This window comes from Pseudomonas sp. ZS1P83 (assembly GCF_054897825.1).
Genome location: NZ_CM142706.1, coordinates 5,539,632 through 5,558,458 on the forward strand (window position 1 = coordinate 5,539,632; position 18,827 = coordinate 5,558,458).

The following is an 18,827-nucleotide window of genomic DNA, read 5'->3' on the forward strand; positions in this document are numbered from 1 at the left end:
TTTGACGCGCCTGTGGGCGCCCAGAGAGAAGAGGCACGACGATGAGTGCACTGGTTGGCGTGATCATGGGCTCCAAGTCCGATTGGTCCACCCTTAGCCACACCGCCGATATGCTGGAAAAGCTCGGCATCCCTTACGAGGTGAAAGTGGTCTCTGCCCACCGCACCCCGGACCTGCTCTTCCAGTACGCCGAAGAGGCTGAGGCGCGTGGCATCGAGGTGATCATCGCCGGTGCCGGCGGCGCAGCCCACTTGCCAGGCATGTGTGCGGCCAAGACTCACCTGCCGGTACTGGGCGTGCCGGTGCAGTCGTCGATGCTGTCGGGCGTCGATTCGCTGCTGTCTATCGTGCAGATGCCCGCAGGCATCCCGGTCGCCACCCTGGCCATCGGCAAGGCCGGTGCGATCAACGCAGCGCTGCTATCGGCGAGTATCCTCGGCGCCAAGCACCCGCAGTTCCACGCAGTGCTCAAAACTTTCCGTGCTGAGCAGACAGACAGCGTCCTGGACAATCCAGACCCACGCATCGCCTGAGGTTGTTGACGATGAAGATCGGTGTAATCGGTGGCGGCCAGTTGGGTCGCATGTTGGCCCTGGCGGGCACTCCGCTGGGCATGAACTTCGCTTTCCTGGACCCGGCGCCGGATGCTTGCGCTGCCGCGTTGGGCGAGCACCTGCGGGCTGATTACGGCGATCAGGACCACCTGCGTCAGCTGGCTGATGAAGTCGATCTGGTGACTTTCGAGTTCGAGAGCGTCCCGGCCGAAACCGTGGCCTTCCTGTCGCAATTCGTCCCGGTCTACCCGAGCGCCGAAGCCCTGCGCATCGCCCGTGATCGCTGGTTCGAAAAAAGCATGTTCAAGGACCTGGGGATTCCCACCCCGGCGTTCGCCGACATTCAATCGCAAGCCGATCTGGACGCTGCTGTTGCTTCCATCGGTCTGCCGGCCGTGCTGAAAACTCGCACCCTGGGTTATGACGGCAAGGGCCAGAAGGTCCTGCGCAAGCCTGAAGACGTGGCCGGCACGTTCGCCGAGCTGGGCAGCGTAGCCTGCCTGCTGGAAGGCTTCGTGCCGTTCACCGGCGAAGTCTCGTTGATCGCCGTGCGCGCTCGCGATGGTGAGACCAAGTTTTATCCGCTGGTTCACAACACCCACGACAGCGGCATCCTCAAGCTGTCCGTGGCCAGCACTGACCATCCGCTGCAAGCCTTGGCGCAAGACTATTCCAGCCGTGTGCTCAAGCAGCTGAATTACGTCGGCGTGATGGCGTTCGAGTTCTTCGAAGTAGACGGTGGCCTCAAGGCCAACGAGATTGCCCCGCGGGTGCACAACTCGGGTCACTGGACTACTGAAGGTGCCGAGTGCAGCCAGTTCGAAAACCACTTGCGGGCCGTTGCCGGTCTGCCGCTGGGTTCGACGGCCAAGGTCGGCGAGAGCGCGATGCTCAACTTCATCGGTAAAGTGCCGGAGACCGAGCGAGTCCTGGCCATAGCCGATTGCCATCTGCATCATTATGGCAAGGCGTTCAAGGTCGGTCGCAAGGTCGGTCACGCCAACCTGCGCTGCGCCGACAAGGCCACGCTGGAGCAGCAGATCCTCAAGGTCGAAGCGCTCATCGCCGAATAGTTTCATGTGGCAGCGGCGGAACCATTCAGGGCCCGCCGTTCTCTCATGGCAGGATGCCAAAGTCTGACTAGGCTTGGACGTAGCACTTAATCAGAGGGAAATGCCATGGGAATTATTGGAACCATCTTTATCGGCTTGATCGTCGGCCTGCTGGCTCGGTTCCTGAAACCGGGCGATGACAACATGGGCTGGATCATGACCATCTTGCTGGGTATCGGCGGTTCGCTGGCGGCCACTTACGGCGGTCAGGCTCTGGGCATCTACCACGCAGGCGAAGGCGCAGGCTTCATCGGTGCGCTGGTCGGCGCGGTGGTGTTGCTGGTGGTCTACGGCTTGATCAAAAGAAACTGATTCAAAGCGACAAAGCCCCCTCTGCGCCGCACGCAGAGAGGGCTAGAATGCTCGGCGTTGCACCGACCTCTCCTTTGCCGAGCCCCTCCATGCGCCGTCTTCTGTTCACTCTCCTTTTACTGGGTACGGGCCTTGCCCACGCCGGCGAACTGCCGGAAACCGACTGGCTCGAATTGATGCCCAAGTCGGACCAGAAAGCCCTCGAAGCCATGCCCGAAATCGACCACAACTCCCCCGAAACCAATGGCACCTTTACCCAAAAGGGTGGCATGAAGCAGAGCAAGGGCTTGCCGGCGGTGATGTATTCGACCAAAACCGTGCCGTCGATGAACGACAAGAACATCCGCATCGGTGGTTATCCGGTGCCGCTGGAGTCCGACGCCAAGGGCCGCAGCACACTGTTCTTCCTCGTGCCGTATCCGGGCGCCTGCATCCACGTTCCGCCACCACCGCCAAACCAGTTGGTGTTGGTGCGGTATCCGAAGGGGCTGAAGCTCAATGATATCTACACGCCGCTGTGGGTGACCGGCACGCTGAAAATCGAGAAGGTCAACAACGACCTGGCTGACGCGGCGTATGCGCTGGATGCGGCGAAGGTGCGGGTGGTGGAAGAGTCGGATCTGTAACGCGCCAGTCAATTTGGCACCGATCAAAGGTGGGAGCTCGCTCCCACATCTATTGGTTTTGTGGTGTTAGAGAGGTTTGCTGCCGATGCTCACGCCCAAGGTATGACTCGCACTTGGCGCCAGCGTCACCACATCATCCATCACATTCGCTGTTTCGATGCACAGCATCCGCTGCCAGCCATCGTCCGCCATGTCACTGAACGCTGCAGCGCGATCAATCCACGGATTCCAGATCACCGCCGAGCGTGAACCGCTGCTGGTCAGCTCGATGCGCCGCTCCCAGGCCGGATCGACAATGCTCAGCTTCTCCGGGGTATTGAGATAGATGCGATCGGTCTCGCCAGCGAAGCGCAAATCGCCGGTCTGAGTGACGGTTTTCCAGTCGTCCAGGGTTTCGATGTAACTCAAACCATCCAGCCCTTCGACATGCACATTGCGCACATCGCTGACCGCGAAATAACTGTGCAGCGCCTGGCTGATGGTGACGTTGTCAGAGCCTTGGTTATGGCTGATCAGGCTGATGTGAAGTTGATCATCCAGACGAATGCTCAGCTTCAAATCCACCTGATGCGGCCAGCCCGGCAAACCGCCCTCAGGGTAGGGCAGGACAAATTCCACCTTCAGGCTTTCGCCCTCGGTTTCAATACCACCCAGTTCCCAGTCCATCGCCCTGACCAGCCCGTGGGCGGTCGGCGGTTCGTTGCTGACACGCATCGCTTGAACACTTTGCGGGTTGCGCGGCAAGTTACCGAACCAGGGCCAGCACACCGGAACCCCGGCGCGGATACTCTTGCCAGTCTTGAACACGGCCTCGTCGTTGAGCCAGATCAGCGGCGGTTGGCCGGCCAATTGATAACTGAGGATGTGCGCGCCTTGCTGGGCGACCAGCAATTCGGCCTGACCGTGGCGGATGCGCCAGCAGTTCAGTTCATCCAGTTTCACGGCTTCAACGTTGGGCGTGCTCATGGGGCAATTCTCGATCAGGAACAATGACTGCAATGGACCGCTGAAAGGTCGCAGTGTTTAACGCGCGCGTGGCGGAACCGAACGGGTGCGGCCGCTGCCGTCGATGGCGACGAACACAAACACGGCTTCGGTCACTTTACGCCATTCGCTGGACAGCGGATCGTCACTCCAGACTTCGACCATCATCTGAATCGAGCTGCGGCCGATTTCCAGCGCCTGGGTATAGAAGGAGAGCTGGGCGCCCACCGCTACCGGAACCAGAAACGCCATGCGGTCGATCGCAACCGTGGCCACGCGACCACCCGCGACTTTGCTGGCCATTGCGGTGCCGGCCAAATCCATCTGCGACACCAGCCAACCGCCGAAAATATCGCCAAAGCCGTTGGTTTCGCGGGGAAGCGCGGTAATTTGCAGGGCAAGGTCGCCTTGCGGGATTGGATCTTCTTGTTCGAGCTCTATCATGCCGGGGGTGCCTCTGACCCGTGACTCTTTATAGGTGTTGCGGGTGAATAGCCGTCTTGGAAAAACGATTCAGCCCCGAACATACTACGTTCGTCACGTTTTTCGTAAGGCGCCTAAAGGGAAACTCTGCGAAATCGGCTGACGGGTGCCAACGACGTTTTCGCACAGCAACCCCTTACAAGCAGGTGCAGGATTGCAAGTATATCGATCGGTAGACTCCGAGACGACCGTCCGGTTCTCATTTAGACCGTCAATTACGCGCCTCTATGTGCTTTTTCGAACAATTTGTTATCGTGCCGGACCTGCCCAAGCCTCCGCCAGCGTTGTAGGGGTTGCAGATCCGACTATAAGAGAAGCCTTGCCATGACCACCGCGCCCTCAAGCATCGCGCAGCCTACTCAGTCCGCACGTCCGCTGACCCGCAACGACTACAAGACTTTATCGCTGTCTGCCCTGGGCGGCGCGCTGGAGTTTTACGACTTCATCATTTTCGTGTTCTTCGCCACGGTGGTGGGCAAGCTGTTCTTCCCGGCCGACATGCCTGAGTGGCTGCGCTTGATGCAGACTTTCGGGATCTTTGCCGCCGGCTACCTGGCGCGGCCACTGGGCGGCATCGTCATGGCGCACTTCGGCGACCTGCTGGGACGCAAGAAGATGTTCACCCTGAGCATTTTCATGATGGCGGTGCCGACCCTGATCATGGGTTTGCTGCCGACTTATGCGCAGATCGGCATGTGGGCGCCGATCCTGTTGCTGCTGATGCGGGTGATTCAGGGCGCGGCGATTGGCGGTGAAGTACCGGGCGCGTGGGTGTTCGTTTCCGAACACGTACCGCAGCGTTATATCGGCTACGCCTGCGGCACCCTGACCAGCGGTCTGACGGCAGGCATCCTGCTGGGGTCGTTGGTCGCCACCGCGATCAACAGCCTTTACACCCCGGTGGAAGTGTCGGATTACGCTTGGCGGATTCCGTTCCTGCTGGGTGGCGTGTTCGGCCTGTTCTCGGTTTACCTGCGCCGCTGGTTGCACGAGACGCCGGTGTTTGCCGAGCTGCAACTGCGCAAGGCCCTGGCTGAAGAAGTGCCGCTGCGCGCCGTGTTGCGTGACCATCGCGGGGCGATCCTGATTTCCATGCTGCTGACCTGGCTGCTGTCCGCCGGCATCATCGTGGTTATTCTGATGACCCCGACCGTGCTGCAGACCGTCTACCACTTCTCGCCAACCACCGCGTTGCAGGCCAACAGCCTGGCGATCGTGTTTCTGAGCGTGGGCTGCGTCGCCTCCGGTGCACTGGCTGACCGCTTTGGTGCTGGTCGCATCTTCGTGTTCGGCAGTGCGCTGCTGCTGATCAGCTCGTGGACCTTCTACCACAGCCTGTTCAACCACCCTGACTGGCTGTTCCCGATGTACGCCTTGACCGGCTTCCTGGTCGGCACCATCGGTGCGGTGCCTTACGTGATGGTCAAAGCCTTCCCGGCGGTGGTGCGCTTCAGCGGGCTGTCGTTCTCCTACAACCTGGCTTACGCCATCTTCGGCGGCCTGACGCCGATGGTCGTTACGCTGTTGCTGAAGGAAAGCCCGATGGGGCCGGCGTATTACGTGGCGATCATTTGCGGAGTCGGGATTCTGGTGGGCGCGTACCTCTGGAAGAAGGGTCGCTAAGCCGACTTGCCCGCGAAGAACGATGACGCGGTATCCCTTCAAAACATCGGATGCTGGCCTTTCATCTAATTGTCATATTTCAGCCATAGAGTGTTCACACGGCCTGCTGATACTTGGCCCCGACTTAACACACCCTATCTGCTAGGAGTAAGGCATGAAACTGAAGCGTTTGATGGCGGCAATGACTTTTGTCGCTGCTGGCGTTGCGACTGCCAACGCGGTTGCCGCTGTTGACCCGTCGATCCCGAGCTACACCAAGACCACTGGTGTGTCGGGCAACCTGTCCAGCGTCGGCTCCGATACCCTGGCCAACCTCATGACCCTGTGGGCTGAGAACTACAAAAAAGAATACCCGAACGTAAACATTCAGATTCAGGCCGCTGGCTCCGCCACTGCGCCACCTGCGCTGACTGAAGGTACCTCTAACCTGGGCCCGATGAGCCGCAAGATGAAGGACACCGAACTGGCTGCCTTCGAGCAGAAGTACGGTTACAAGCCAACCGCAATCCCGGTTGCAGTGGACGCTTTGGCTGTCTTCGTACACAAAGACAACCCGATCCAGCACCTGACCATGGAACAAGTCGACGCGATCTTCTCGTCCACTCGTCTGTGCGGCGCTAAGACTGAAGTCAAAACCTGGGGTGACCTGGGCGTGACCGGCGACCTGGCCAACAAGCCAGTTCAGCTGTTCGGTCGTAACTCGGTGTCCGGCACTTATGGTTACTTCAAAGAAGAAGCCCTGTGCAAAGGCGACTACAAGCCAAACGTCAACGAACAACCAGGCTCGGCTTCGGTCGTGCAGTCGATCAGCTCCTCGCTGAACGGCATCGGTTACTCGGGCATCGGCTACAAGACCGCTAGCGTGAAGACTGTGGCTCTGTCCAAGAAGGGCAGCACTGAGTTCATCGAAGACACCGAAGAAAATGCACTGAACGGCAAATACCCGCTGTCGCGTTTCCTCTACGTTTACGTCAACAAAGCCCCGAACAAGCCTCTGGCCCCGCTGGAAGCCGAGTTCGTGAAACTGGTTCTGTCCAAACAGGGCCAGGAAGTTGTAGTGAAAGACGGCTACATCCCACTGCCGGCCAAGGTTGCTGCAAAAGCACTGGCTGACCTGGGTCTGGCGGAAGGCGGCGCTGAAGTCGTAAAAAAGTAAAACCGTAGGAGCCGAGCTTGCTCGCGATGAGGGCGCCGCGTTTCACCTTTGAAACCGTGGCGCTCCCATCGTGGGCAAGCCTTGCTCCTACAAGGTCAAGGCTTGCTTCCTAAGCAAGCCGGCCCCCCAAATTTTCGGTCCGCTGCCAGTTCCCGCTGGCGGCGGATTTGTTGCGTCACTGCATTGTCATCTTTCTGTCATATAGGACCGCTAGGGTGTGCGCATGAATGATCTGGCCAATTCCACCATGACTACTAATCCCCCCAAGCGAATTGATTTCAATACGCCTGAGCTGCAACGCAAGCGCCGCATCCGCGCGCTCAAAGATCGCCTGACCCGCTGGTACGTCCTCGTTGGCGGCCTCGCCGTTCTCGGCGCGATCACGCTGATCTTCTTCTTCCTCGCTTACGTTGTCGCGCCCCTGTTTCAGGGCGCCGACCTGACCGCCCAGGACGCCATCACGCCCGCCTGGATGCAAGACGCCGGCAAGCCGTTGATGATCTCCCTGGAAGAGCAGAACCAGGTCGCCATGCGGGTTTCCGACAAGGGCCAGGCGCTGTTCTTCGACATCGACAGTGGCGCTGAACTCAAGCGCGTCGATCTGCCGATCCCGGCCGGCACCACCGTGACCTCCATTGGCGAAGACCAGCCGGGCCATCCGCTGGTGGCGGTAGGTCTGTCCAACGGCCAGGCACTGGTATTCCGTCACACCTATAAAGTCAGCTACCCGGATGGCAAGAAAACCATCTCGCCGGCCGTCGAGTATCCGTACGGCGAAACGCCGATTGCGCTGAACGAGGCGGGCGGGGCGCTGGAGCACGTCAGCCTCAACGCTACCGATACGACGCTGATGCTGGTCGGTTCCACCGGTTCGCAACTCAATGTCTTGTCGCTGACCAGCGAAGAAAACATGATGACCGGCGAAGTCACCAACGAGCAGAAGCGCATCGATCTGCCGCAGATGACCGAGCCGGTGAAGAACATCTTTGTCGACCCGCGCCAGCAATGGTTGTACGTGATTAACGGTCGCGCCCAGGCCGACGTGTTCAGCCTGCGCGACAAGAGCCTCAACGGTCGCTACAAACTGCTTGAAGACGGCGAAGCGCAAATCACTGCCAGTACTCAACTGGTGGGCGGTATCTCGCTGATCCTCGGCGACTCCAAAGGTGGTCTGGCTCAATGGTTCATGGCCCGCGACCACGATGGCGAACTGCGTCTGAAGCAGATCCGTACCTTCCAGATGGGCACCACGCCGATCGTTGAAATCACCGCCGAAGAGCGTCGCAAAGGCTTTATCGCCCTCGACGCCTCCGGCAAGCTTGGCGTGTTCCACAGCACCGCCCACCGCACCTTGCTGGTGGATCAGGTGGTCGATGGCCAGGGTGTTTTCGGCCTGTCGCCACGGGCCAACCGGGTGATCGTGGAGGCGGGCGGCAAGATTCAACCGCTGCTGCTCGACAACCCGCACCCGGAAGTTTCCTGGAGCGCGTTGTGGAGCAAGGTCTGGTACGAGAACTACGACGAGCCTAAATACGTCTGGCAGTCGACCGCCGCCAACACCGACTTCGAACCCAAGCTGAGCCTGTCGCCGCTGACTTTCGGTACGTTGAAAGCCGCGTTCTACGCCATGCTGCTGGCCGCACCACTGGCCGTCGCCGCTGCGATTTACACCGCGTACTTCATGGCCCCGGGTATGCGCCGCAAGGTCAAACCAGTGATCGAGTTGATGGAAGCAATGCCGACGGTGATCCTCGGTTTCTTCGCCGGCCTGTTCCTCGCACCTTATGTAGAAGGGCATTTGCCGGGCATCTTCAGCCTGCTGATGCTCTTGCCAATCGGCATTCTGGTCGCCGGTTTTGTCTTCAGCCGCCTGCCTGAGTCCATCCGCCTGAAAGTGCCGGACGGTTGGGAAAGCGCGATTCTGATTCCGGTGATCCTGTTCGTGGGCTGGCTGTCGCTGTACATGAGCCCGTACATGGAAACCTGGTTCTTCGGCGGCGACATGCGCATGTGGATCTCCCACGACCTGGGCATCACCTACGACCAGCGCAACGCTCTGGTGGTCGGTCTGGCCATGGGCTTCGCGGTGATCCCGAACATCTACTCCATTGCCGAAGACGCCGTGTTCAGCGTGCCTCGCGGTTTGACCCTCGGTTCCCTGGCCCTCGGTGCCACGCCGTGGCAGACCATGACGCGCGTGGTGATCCTCACCGCCAGCCCAGGCATCTTCTCGGCGCTGATGATCGGCATGGGCCGTGCGGTCGGTGAAACCATGATCGTGCTGATGGCCACCGGTAACACCCCGGTCATGGAAATGAACCTGTTCGAAGGCCTGCGCACCCTGGCCGCCAACGTCGCAGTGGAAATGCCCGAATCGGAAGTCGGCGGCAGCCACTACCGCGTGCTATTCCTCTCGGCGATGGTGCTGCTGCTGTTCACCTTCGTCATGAACACCCTCGCAGAACTGATTCGTCAGCGTCTGCGCAAGAAATACTCGTCGCTTTAAGAAAGGTAGAAGTCTGTGAAACAGAACTCCCTGAATGGATGGTTCAAGAGCGGCGCCCCCGGCGTCTGGATCAGCGGTGGCGCGGTGTCCATCGCGGTCATCATGACCATTGGCTTGCTGGCAGTGATTGCCGTGCGCGGTTTGGGCCACTTCTGGCCGGCAGACCTGGTGCACGCCAGTTACGACGTGCCGGGCCAGGCTAACCACCTCGTCATCGGCGAAGTGGTGCAGAAAGAAGAAGTGCCGCGCGAGCGCCTGAAAAGCGCTGGCCTGCCGGTACCTGATCAGGGCCCGGAGTTCATGACCCGGGAGCTGATCAAGGTCGGCAACCGTGACCTGAACGGCAACGACTTCACTTGGATCGTCGGCGAGTGGCTGACCAACCAGAAGACCCCGCCCGAGCTGATGGCCATTGAGCGTCGCGAGTGGGGCAATTTCTACGGGTACCTGGTCAACGTCAAACAGGATGGCAAGGTCATCGCTGAAGGCGAAGCTGCGTGGCCTGAGTTGCAGGCCCGTGTCGATCGCGTCAACAAACTCGCGGCACAGCTCAAGAACCTGGAAAAAACCGACATCGGCGCGATCAATGCGGGTCTTGAGCGCGTCCGTCTGCACGGCCGCAAACTGGAACTGGCTGGCCAACTCGATGCCACCGCACAAGCGGACATGGAATCCGAGCGCGCCGAGCTCAACGCTCGTTATCAAGGCGTCGAAGTCCGCCTGAACGACCTGCACGCCCAGTTCAACCGCGACAGCCTGACGGCCCGCGATGCGAACGGCAAAGAGATTGAAATCGGTATCGGTAAAGTGGTTCACGCTTATCAGCCGAACGCGATGGGCACCTTCACCAAGATCGGTTTCTACTTCAGCAAAATGTGGGAATTCCTCAGCGACGACCCGCGTGAAGCGAACACCGAAGGCGGGATCTTCCCGGCGATTTTCGGCACGGTGATGATGACCCTGATCATGGCGATGATCGTGACGCCGTTCGGCGTGCTGGCGGCAGTTTACCTGCGTGAGTATGCCAAGCAGAACGTTTTGACCCGGATTATCCGCATCGCCGTGAACAACCTGGCCGGCGTTCCAGCCATTGTTTACGGCGTGTTCGGTCTGGGCTTCTTCGTCTATGTGCTGGGCGGTTCGGTTGACCGGTTGTTCTTCCCTGAAGCACTGCCGGCACCGACCTTCGGTACGCCGGGTCTGCTCTGGGCGTCCCTGACCTTGGCGCTGCTGGCGGTGCCAGTGGTGATCGTGGCCACCGAAGAAGGTCTGGCGCGGATTCCTCGCACCGTACGTGAAGGCTCGTTGGCCCTCGGCGCGACCAAGGCGGAAACCTTGTGGAAGATTGTGCTGCCGATGGCCAGCCCGGCGATGATGACCGGCATGATCCTCGCCGTGGCTCGCGCCGCCGGTGAAGTGGCGCCGCTGATGCTGGTGGGTGTGGTGAAACTGGCACCGTCGCTGCCACTGGACGGTAACTACCCGTACCTTCACCTCGATCAGAAGATCATGCACTTGGGCTTCCATATTTATGACGTCGGCTTCCAGAGCCCGAACGTCGAAGCCGCGCGGCCGCTGGTGTACGCCACGGCGCTGCTGCTGGTGCTGGTGATCGCCACGCTCAACCTGTCAGCCGTATACATCCGAAACCACCTGCGCGAAAAATACAAAGCTTTGGACAGCTAATACCGCTACCCCTGTAGGAGCGAAGCTTGCTCGCGAAAGCGGTCTGTCAGTCGCATCATTATTTTGAATGTGCCGACGCCTTCGCGGGCAAGCCTCGCTCCTACAAAGAATTGCGTAACCGCAGGTCAACGCCTGCGGCCAACCGAACCGAATTTGTTAGCACAGGGAGCCTCCCATGCAGCACGAAGCACACACCCACGGCATCAACATGTCTGCCCTGGGCCGCGACAAACAGAGCTTGAGCCTCGAGCAGGAAACCGTCGCCATCGAAGTGCCAGGCCTGAGCCTGTTCTACGGCGACAAACAAGCGCTGTACGACGTCAGCTTGAACATCCCGAAACAGCGCGTGACCGCCTTCATCGGCCCGTCCGGCTGCGGCAAGTCCACGCTGCTGCGTACGTTCAACCGCATGAACGACCTGGTGGATGGCTGCCGTGTCGAAGGCGCGATCAACCTCTACGGCAACAACATCTACCGTAAGGGCGAAGACGTGGCCGAGCTGCGTCGTCGCGTTGGCATGGTGTTCCAGAAGCCGAATCCGTTCCCGAAAACCATCTACGAGAACGTGGTCTACGGCCTGCGCATTCAAGGCATCAACAAGAAGCGCATCCTCGACGAAGCCGTCGAGTGGGCGTTGAAAGGCGCGGCGCTGTGGGACGAAGTCAAAGACCGTCTGCATGAATCGGCACTCGGCCTGTCCGGTGGTCAGCAACAACGTCTAGTGATCGCTCGGACCATCGCCGTGGAGCCAGAAGTGCTGCTGCTCGACGAACCGTGCTCGGCACTCGACCCGATCTCCACGCTGAAAGTCGAAGAGCTTATCTACGAGCTGAAATCGAAGTTCACCATCGTCATCGTGACCCACAACATGCAACAGGCCGCGCGGGTTTCCGACTACACGGCGTTCATGTACATGGGCAAACTGGTTGAATTCGGCGACACCGACACCCTGTTCACCAATCCGGCGAAGAAGCAGACCGAAGACTACATCACTGGTCGCTACGGCTAGCAAGCGGTTGGTTGCTCACTGAACTGACGCTGCGGTCCACCGCACCTTACCGGACGCTCCAAGGACGCCAAAATGATTAGCAAAGAAGGCCTTACTCACCACATTTCCGCGCAGTTCAACGCCGAGCTCGAGGAAGTGCGCAGCCACCTCCTGGCCATGGGCGGGCTGGTGGAAAAGCAGGTCAACGACGCGGTGACCGCGCTGATCGAGGCCGACTCCGGTCTGGCCCAGCAGGTTCGCGAGATCGACGACCAGATCAACCAGATGGAACGCAACATCGACGAAGAGTGCCTGCGCATTCTGGCCCGTCGACAGCCTGCGGCGTCCGACCTGCGTCTGATCATCAGCATCTCCAAGTCGGTGATCGACCTGGAACGAATTGGCGATGAAGCGACCAAAATCGCCCGTCGCGCCATCCAGCTGTGCGAAGAAGGCGAAGCCCCACGCGGCTACGTTGAGGTTCGCCATATTGGCGACCAGGTCCGCAACATGGTTCGTGATGCGCTGGACGCTTTTGCCCGCTTCGACGCCGACCTGGCGTTGTCGGTGGCGCAGTACGACAAGATCATCGACCGCGAATACAAAACCGCGCTGCGCGAGCTGGCCACCTACATGATGGAAGACCCGCGCTCTATCTCGCGGGTCTTGAGCATTATCTGGGTCCTGCGTTCGCTGGAACGGATCGGCGACCATGCGCGCAATATCTCGGAGTTGGTGATTTACCTGGTGCGTGGCACCGACGTGCGTCACTTGGGTCTCAAGCGCATGAAGGAAGAAGTTGAAGGCACAAGTGGCGAAACCGCTAATGTTCCGGGTAAAGCTGACGATAAGTAAGATTGCCTGAGAAAAGCGCCCGGCCTTCTGGCCGGGCGTTTTTGTTTTTGGTTTATGAATTCGAAAGCAGCACCCGCGAACGAAAAGTCCCGGCGTGACTGAAGGTTTTTGGCAATGTGCCATCAGCAAAGCGGTATGCTTGCCGGGATTTTTTAAAGAGGTGATGGATGAGTAAGGTCAGTGTATTGGTCGTGGACGACGCGTCGTTCATTCGTGACCTGGTGAAGAAGTGTTTGCGCAACTACTTCCCGGGGATCCGAATCGAAGACGCGGTCAACGGCAAGAAGGCTCAGGCGATTCTGGCGCGTGAAGCTTTCGACCTGGTCCTGTGCGACTGGGAAATGCCGGAAATGTCCGGCCTGGAGCTGCTGACCTGGTGCCGCGAGCAGGACAACCTCAAGACCATGCCGTTCGTGATGGTGACTAGCCGGGGCGATAAAGAAAATGTGGTCCAGGCGATCCAGGCCGGGGTTTCCGGCTACGTCAGTAAGCCGTTCACCAACGAGCAACTGCTGACCAAGGTCAAGCAGGCCCTGAACAAGGTCGGCAAGCTCGACACCTTGATGAACAGCGCGCCGACCAAAATGAACTCGGCGTTCGGCAACGATTCCCTGAGCGCCTTGACGGGTGGCAAGGCTGCCGTCGTCGCACCCGCAGCGGCGGTCAACCCGTTCGCCAAACCTGTCGCCGCCGCGTCAGCCCCGGCGGCTGCTCCGTCTCGCGGTCTGCTCAACAGCCCGCCGATCAAGCCTGCAGCGTCCTCTGCAGCACCCACTGGCGGTCGTGGCCAGGGCCAACTGCGCCTGCCGAACGGCATTCAGCAATGTGTGATCAAGGCCTTGAGTCTCAAGGAAGCACTGCTGGTGGTGAAACGCACCGATTCCCTGCCGCAAGTGCTCGACAGCGCCGTGCTCGACCTGGAGCAGGGCGACAACGCCGAAACCGCTCGTCTGAACGGTTACCTGCACGCCATCGTCGCCCACGAGCCGAAGCCCGACAGCGACTGGCTGCAACTGACCTTCCGCTTTGTCGATCAGGATGCACAGAAGCTCGACTACATCTCCCGCCTGATTGCTCGCGGCACGGCGCAGAAGCATTTCGTTCCCGGCGCGTAATTTGTACCGCTGATCGTTCCCACGCTCCGCGTGGGAATGCCTCCTCGGACGCTCCGCGTCCGCTTCGGTGGGACGCAGAGCGTCCCTTGCTGCATTCCCACGCAGAGCGTGGGAACGATCATTTGAAACATCTGCCGACTACCCGGGTCCATTGCAGCTGCTAGGCTCCTACCCAGGCCTTACTCGACAGAATCTTGCCCATGCTCGCGCGCCTGCTGTTTTTCTGTGGTCTTTTCATGGCATCCACCTCAGCGATGGCCATGACGATCTACAAGTCCACCGACGCCAATGGCGTGGTCTCCTACAGCGACCGCCCCACGACAGGCTCCAAGGTGTTCGTTTTTCGTGATCGCATGGTTGAGAATCTTGAGCGTCAGGTGTATCTCGTCATCACGAAGAAGAAGGGCGTGGACAGTGTTTACGTGCGCAATGACCTGTATGCGCCGGTAGAGATCGAGTTGAGCTTCGGCGGGTTGAAGAACGTCAGCGGTGCGCCGAGCCGACCGATTCGCCGGGTGATGCCGGCACGCAGCAGTATTCGTCTGGCGCTGCTCACGGCCACGCAGCCCGAAAGGGCGCTCGCGTATACCCCAAAATTTGAATACTCCCTGGGTGATCCCTCAGGCGCCGCCATGGCCTATCGATACCCGCTACCCTGGCGTGGCGGGCCGTTTCGACTGAGTCAGGGCGCCAACGGTCAATACAGCCACTTCGGTCCAAAGAATCGCTACGCCATGGACATCGCCATGCCCGAGGGCACGCCGATCATTGCGGCGCGAGGCGGGGTGGTGGTGAAAACCGAGAATGCCCAGACCGGGCGCGGCACCGATCCGTCGGGCAATTTCGTGCGAGTGCTGCACGATGACGGAACCATGGGCGTGTACCTGCACCTCAAGCAAGGTTCGGTGAGCGTTCGCGAGGGGCAACGGGTGTCGGTAGGCAGTGCGTTGGCGCTGTCGGGCAATACCGGCAACAGCAGTGGGCCGCACCTGCATTTCGTGGTGCAGCGCAATACCGGGTTGGGGCTGGTGTCGATTCCGTACCAGTTCAATCAACCGGTTGGCGCGTTGCCCAACTTTGCGTTGGGCAAGCAGTGAGGTGTTGGATATCACCAACTGTGGCGAGGCCACAAAAGCCCGCTGACCACACGTGTTGCACTTAATCGAGCATCAACACCTTGGCCAGAATAATCTTCGGCCCTTTCATTTTCTTGATGATGATGCGCAAGCCTTCGACTTCCAGCACTTCTTCCTCTTCGGGCACCCGTTTCAGGGTTTCGTAGACCAGCCCGGCGAGGGTTTCGGCTTCGATGTGGTCCAGGTCGATGCCCAGCAGACGTTCGACCTTGAACAGCGGCGTATCCCCACGCACCAGCAGCTTGCCCGGCTGGTACGCGAGGATTCCGCGCTCAGCCTTGCGGTGTTCGTCCTGAATATCGCCGACCAGCACTTCCAGCACGTCTTCCATGGTCAGGTAGCCGATGATGTTGCCGTCAGCTTCTTCAACCAGGGCGAAGTGCGAGCCGCCCTTGCGAAACTGTTCCAGCAGCTGCGACAGCGGCATGTGACGAGAGACGCGCTCCAGCGGACGGGTCAGTTCGGCGAGGTTGAACGACTCGGGAATGTGGTCCAGGGCCGCCAGTTCCAGCAGCAGATCCTTGATGTGCAGCAGGCCGACAAACTCCTGGCTATCGCTGTCGTACACCGGATAGCGGCTGAACTTGTGGCGACGGAACATTGCCAGGATTTCCTTCAGCGGCGCGTTGAACTCCAGCGTCACCAGGTCTTCCCGGGAATTGGCCCAGTCGACCACTTCCAGCTCGCCCATTTCCACCGCCGAGGCCAATACGCGCATGCCTTGGTCGCTTGGGTCCTGGCCACGGCTGGAGTGCAGGATCAGTTTCAGTTCTTCACGGCTGTAATGGTGTTCGTGATGTGGGCCGGGTTCACCTTGGCCGGCGATCCGCAGAATCGTGTTGGCGCTGGCGTTGAGCAGGTAAATCGCCGGGTACATCGCCCAGTAGAACAGGTACAGCGGCACTGCCGTCCAGAGAGACAACAGTTCAGGTTTGCGGATGGCCCAGGATTTCGGAGCCAGCTCACCCACCACAATGTGCAGGTACGAGATGACGAAGAACGCGGCGAAAAACGACACGCCTTTGATCACTTCGGCCGACTGCACGCCGACCGCTTCAAGCAGCGGTTCGAGGATGTGCGCAAACGCCGGTTCACCGACCCAGCCGAGGCCAAGTGAGGCGAGAGTGATACCCAATTGGCAGGCCGAAAGGTAAGCATCGAGCTGACTGTGAACGGTGCGCAGGATGTGTCCGCGCCAGCCGTTTTTTTCAGCGATGGCTTCGACCCGGGTCGAGCGCAATTTGACCATGGCAAATTCTGCCGCAACGAAAAAGCCGTTGAGCAATACCAGGATCAGAGCAAAAAGAATCATGCCGAAATCGGCGAAGAGTGTCGCGAGGGTCAAGCCAGGGGAAGGGTCCATGATGGAGTTTTGCGGGTTCCGTGTATTCGAAAGGTAAGAAAAAAGTGCGCCTGAAGGGCAGGCGCAAGTCAGCCAATGTAGCGGCTGACCGGGCGATTGCCTAGTGGTGAGTGCTGGCCGGTATCAGTCGGTGGCGCTGATGACTCGGGATTTTGTGACTTGGGCTGGCGAAAAGTGGCAGGTAAAGGTGCTGCCGTGGCCCGGCACACTGCTGATTTCCATCCGCGCGCGGTGGCGCAGCAGCACGTGTTTGACAATCGCCAGCCCAAGCCCGGTGCCGCCAGTGTTGGAGTTGCGGCTGGAATCGACGCGGTAGAAGCGTTCGGTCAGGCGCGGCAGGTGTTTGCTGTCGATGCCGATGCCGGAGTCCTGCACGCTCAGGTGTGCGCCTTGCTCGTCACCCCACCAGCGAATGCGGATATTGCCTTCGGCCGGGGTGTATTTCACCGCGTTGAACACCAGATTGGAAAACGCGCTGCGCAATTCGGCTTCGCTGCCCTTGAGCAGAATCGTTGGATCGGCTTCCAGCGTGATCTGCTGATTGCGCTGAGCAGACAACTGCTGAGCATCACTCTTGATTGATTGCAGCAAGCCGTCGATGGCCACCGGCTGGTTGTCCGACGGGTAATCGGTGGCTTCCAGTTTGGCCAACAGCAGCAAATCGTTGAGCAAGGTTTGCATGCGTCCGCCTTGCTGCTGCATCTGTTGCAAGGCACGGGTCCAGCGCGGGTTCACTTCCTCGACGTTGTCGAGCAGGGTTTCCAGGTAACCGCAGATCACCGTCAACGGTGTGCGCAGTTCATGGGAGACGTTGGCGATGAAGTCTTTGCGCATCTGTTCCAGCTGATGGATACGTGTCACGTCGCGCACCAGCATCAAGTGTTCGTTGTTACCGTAGCGGGTGATGTACAGCTGAATGCGCAGGCGATCATTGGTCGGCGACGGGATTTCCAGCGGCTCGGCGTAGTTGTTTTGCTCGAAGTATTCTTTGAAGCTCGGATGGCGTACGAGGTTGGTCACCGGCTGACCGCTGTCTTGCGGCGTCTTGAGGCCGAGCAGGGTTTCGGCGGCGCGGTTCCACCATTCCAGGTTGCCGTCGCTGTCGAGCATGATTACCGCGTCTTTCAGCGCGGCGGTGGATTCCTGGACCCGGTCGATCACCGCTTGCAGGCGTCCGCGCACCCGTTGGTCGCGGCGTTGCAGGTGGTAGATGCTGTCGAACACTTCGCCCCACAGGCCATAGCCATCGGGCGGTGCTTCATCGGATTTGTGCAGGCGCAGCCACTCGTGCAGACGCAGCAGTTGCTTGAGCGTCCAGGCAAGGTAAAGGCCCAGGCCCGCAACGAGGCTCCAGCCGTAGTAGCCGGAAATCAGGCCGATCACCAGGCAGGTGGTGACCAGCAACAGCATGTGGCGAATCAGGATGCCATGCCAGTTTTGGTTCACGGAAAATATGCGTCCTTGTCAGCGAGTCTGGCGGTCTGCTCAGGCCTTGGTGGAAAACCGGTAGCCGGTGCCGCGCACGGTTTGTACCAGATTTTCGTAGGCGTCGCCGAGGGCTTTGCGCAGACGACGGATGTGCACGTCGACGGTGCGCTCTTCGACATAGACGTTGCCGCCCCAGACCTGGTCCAGCAACTGGCCACGGGTGTAGGCGCGCTCCTGGTGGGTCATGAAGAACTGCAGCAGGCGGTATTCGGTCGGGCCCATCTCGGCGGGTTTGCCGTCGATGGTCACGCGGTGGCTGATCGGGTCCAGCAGCAGGCCGCCGACTTCGATCGGCGTCTCGCCATCGGTAGGACCGGCACGGCGCAGCACGGCCTTGAGGCGCGCAACGAGCTCACGTGGGGAAAATGGCTTGGTGATGTAGTCATCGGCACCCACTTCCAGGCCCTGGATCTTGTTGTCCTCTTCGCCTTTGGCGGTGAGCATGATGATCGGGATGTCCCCGGTCAGCTCATCGCGCTTGAGGCGCCGGGCCAACTCGATGCCTGAAGTGCCGGGCAGCATCCAGTCGAGCAGGATCAGGTCCGGCTTGCGGTCAACGATGATGGCGTGGGCCTGCTGGGAGTTCTCAGCCTCCAGGCAGTCATAGCCGGCCATTTCCAACGCAACGGCGATCATCTCGCGAATGGGCGCTTCGTCGTCGACGATCAGAATGCTCCTGCCAACCATGCCTTTAATCCTCTTGTCATTTAACTGTCTTGCGCCGCATTAGATAACGGAATTATTGCAGTCGTGTGACAGTATTTTAGTCGCCCTGCGATTGTTGTGATCCTGAACTAAGCTCTAATTCCGAATCCTGACAACCACAAAAGGAAGGTTTCC

General features: G+C 59.8%; 17 protein-coding genes. 12 read left to right on the forward strand and 5 right to left on the reverse strand.

Going from position 1 to position 18,827, the window contains the following annotated elements:
* Nucleotides 1-41: 41 nt before the first annotated feature.
* The 4 genes from purE (at nucleotide 42) to ACYZT0_RS25995 (ending at nucleotide 2,604) form a co-directional block, all read left to right on the forward strand.
* A complete protein-coding gene (purE, locus tag ACYZT0_RS25980) occupies nucleotides 42-533 on the forward strand; it encodes a 5-(carboxyamino)imidazole ribonucleotide mutase (RefSeq protein ID WP_019694319.1) in 492 nt (163 codons plus the stop codon).
* An 11-nt stretch (nucleotides 534-544) separates the two neighbouring features.
* On the forward strand, nucleotides 545-1,627 hold the full coding sequence (locus ACYZT0_RS25985) for a 5-(carboxyamino)imidazole ribonucleotide synthase (protein WP_462043607.1): 1,083 nt from the start codon (nucleotides 545-547) through the stop codon (nucleotides 1,625-1,627).
* A 105-nt stretch (nucleotides 1,628-1,732) separates the two neighbouring features.
* Nucleotides 1,733-1,978: a GlsB/YeaQ/YmgE family stress response membrane protein gene (locus tag ACYZT0_RS25990; RefSeq protein ID WP_282376338.1), complete on the forward strand. Its 246-nt coding sequence runs from the start codon at nucleotides 1,733-1,735 to the stop codon at nucleotides 1,976-1,978.
* A gap of 89 nt (nucleotides 1,979-2,067) precedes the next feature.
* Nucleotides 2,068-2,604, forward strand: coding sequence for a DUF3299 domain-containing protein (locus tag ACYZT0_RS25995; RefSeq protein ID WP_462043608.1), 537 nt, complete (start codon nucleotides 2,068-2,070; stop codon nucleotides 2,602-2,604).
* A gap of 66 nt (nucleotides 2,605-2,670) precedes the next feature.
* On the opposite strand, the gene ACYZT0_RS26000 is transcribed toward ACYZT0_RS25995, so the two are convergent.
* Together ACYZT0_RS26000 and ACYZT0_RS26005 are read right to left on the reverse strand one after the other, a co-directional pair.
* On the reverse strand, nucleotides 2,671-3,570 hold the full coding sequence (locus ACYZT0_RS26000) for a D-hexose-6-phosphate mutarotase (protein ID WP_462043609.1): 900 nt from the start codon (nucleotides 3,568-3,570) through the stop codon (nucleotides 2,671-2,673).
* A 57-nt stretch (nucleotides 3,571-3,627) separates the two neighbouring features.
* Nucleotides 3,628-4,032 (reverse strand): acyl-CoA thioesterase, encoded by a 405-nt coding sequence (locus ACYZT0_RS26005; protein WP_003177184.1) that lies wholly within the window; start codon nucleotides 4,030-4,032, stop codon nucleotides 3,628-3,630.
* Nucleotides 4,033-4,395: 363 nt separating this feature from the next.
* Here ACYZT0_RS26005 and ACYZT0_RS26010 point away from each other — a divergent pair, with 363 nt between their 5' ends.
* From ACYZT0_RS26010 to ACYZT0_RS26045, 8 genes are all read left to right on the forward strand, one after another.
* Entirely contained in the window at nucleotides 4,396-5,694 is a 1,299-nt protein-coding gene (locus tag ACYZT0_RS26010) for an MFS transporter (RefSeq protein ID WP_462043610.1), read from the forward strand.
* 154 nt (nucleotides 5,695-5,848) lie between these two features.
* Complete coding sequence (locus ACYZT0_RS26015; RefSeq protein ID WP_462043611.1) at nucleotides 5,849-6,850, forward strand: phosphate ABC transporter substrate-binding protein PstS; 1,002 nt, start codon at nucleotides 5,849-5,851, stop codon at nucleotides 6,848-6,850.
* Nucleotides 6,851-7,322: 472 nt separating this feature from the next.
* Nucleotides 7,323-9,356 (forward strand): ABC transporter permease subunit, encoded by a 2,034-nt coding sequence (locus ACYZT0_RS26020; protein ID WP_462046636.1) that lies wholly within the window; start codon nucleotides 7,323-7,325, stop codon nucleotides 9,354-9,356.
* Nucleotides 9,357-9,371: 15 nt separating this feature from the next.
* Nucleotides 9,372-11,042: a phosphate ABC transporter permease PstA gene (gene pstA / locus ACYZT0_RS26025; RefSeq protein WP_462043612.1), complete on the forward strand. Its 1,671-nt coding sequence runs from the start codon at nucleotides 9,372-9,374 to the stop codon at nucleotides 11,040-11,042.
* A gap of 175 nt (nucleotides 11,043-11,217) precedes the next feature.
* Entirely contained in the window at nucleotides 11,218-12,051 is an 834-nt protein-coding gene (pstB, locus tag ACYZT0_RS26030; RefSeq protein ID WP_462043613.1) for a phosphate ABC transporter ATP-binding protein PstB, read from the forward strand.
* 72 nt (nucleotides 12,052-12,123) lie between these two features.
* Complete coding sequence (gene phoU, locus ACYZT0_RS26035) at nucleotides 12,124-12,885, forward strand: phosphate signaling complex protein PhoU (RefSeq protein WP_008150055.1); 762 nt, start codon at nucleotides 12,124-12,126, stop codon at nucleotides 12,883-12,885.
* A gap of 167 nt (nucleotides 12,886-13,052) precedes the next feature.
* Nucleotides 13,053-14,000 (forward strand): response regulator, encoded by a 948-nt coding sequence (locus ACYZT0_RS26040; protein WP_462043614.1) that lies wholly within the window; start codon nucleotides 13,053-13,055, stop codon nucleotides 13,998-14,000.
* A 200-nt stretch (nucleotides 14,001-14,200) separates the two neighbouring features.
* Complete coding sequence (locus ACYZT0_RS26045) at nucleotides 14,201-15,097, forward strand: peptidoglycan DD-metalloendopeptidase family protein (protein WP_462043615.1); 897 nt, start codon at nucleotides 14,201-14,203, stop codon at nucleotides 15,095-15,097.
* A 61-nt stretch (nucleotides 15,098-15,158) separates the two neighbouring features.
* Here the strand turns inward: ACYZT0_RS26045 and ACYZT0_RS26050 are convergent, their stop codons facing one another.
* From ACYZT0_RS26050 to phoB, 3 genes are all read right to left on the reverse strand, one after another.
* Nucleotides 15,159-16,499: a hemolysin family protein gene (locus ACYZT0_RS26050; protein ID WP_462043616.1), complete on the reverse strand. Its 1,341-nt coding sequence runs from the start codon at nucleotides 16,497-16,499 to the stop codon at nucleotides 15,159-15,161.
* Between the two features lie 123 nt (nucleotides 16,500-16,622).
* Entirely contained in the window at nucleotides 16,623-17,909 is a 1,287-nt protein-coding gene (gene phoR / locus ACYZT0_RS26055; RefSeq protein WP_462046637.1) for a phosphate regulon sensor histidine kinase PhoR, read from the reverse strand.
* A 75-nt stretch (nucleotides 17,910-17,984) separates the two neighbouring features.
* Nucleotides 17,985-18,674, reverse strand: coding sequence for a phosphate regulon transcriptional regulator PhoB (phoB, locus tag ACYZT0_RS26060; RefSeq protein ID WP_008150066.1), 690 nt, complete (start codon nucleotides 18,672-18,674; stop codon nucleotides 17,985-17,987).
* Between the last annotated feature and the right edge of the window lie 153 nt (nucleotides 18,675-18,827).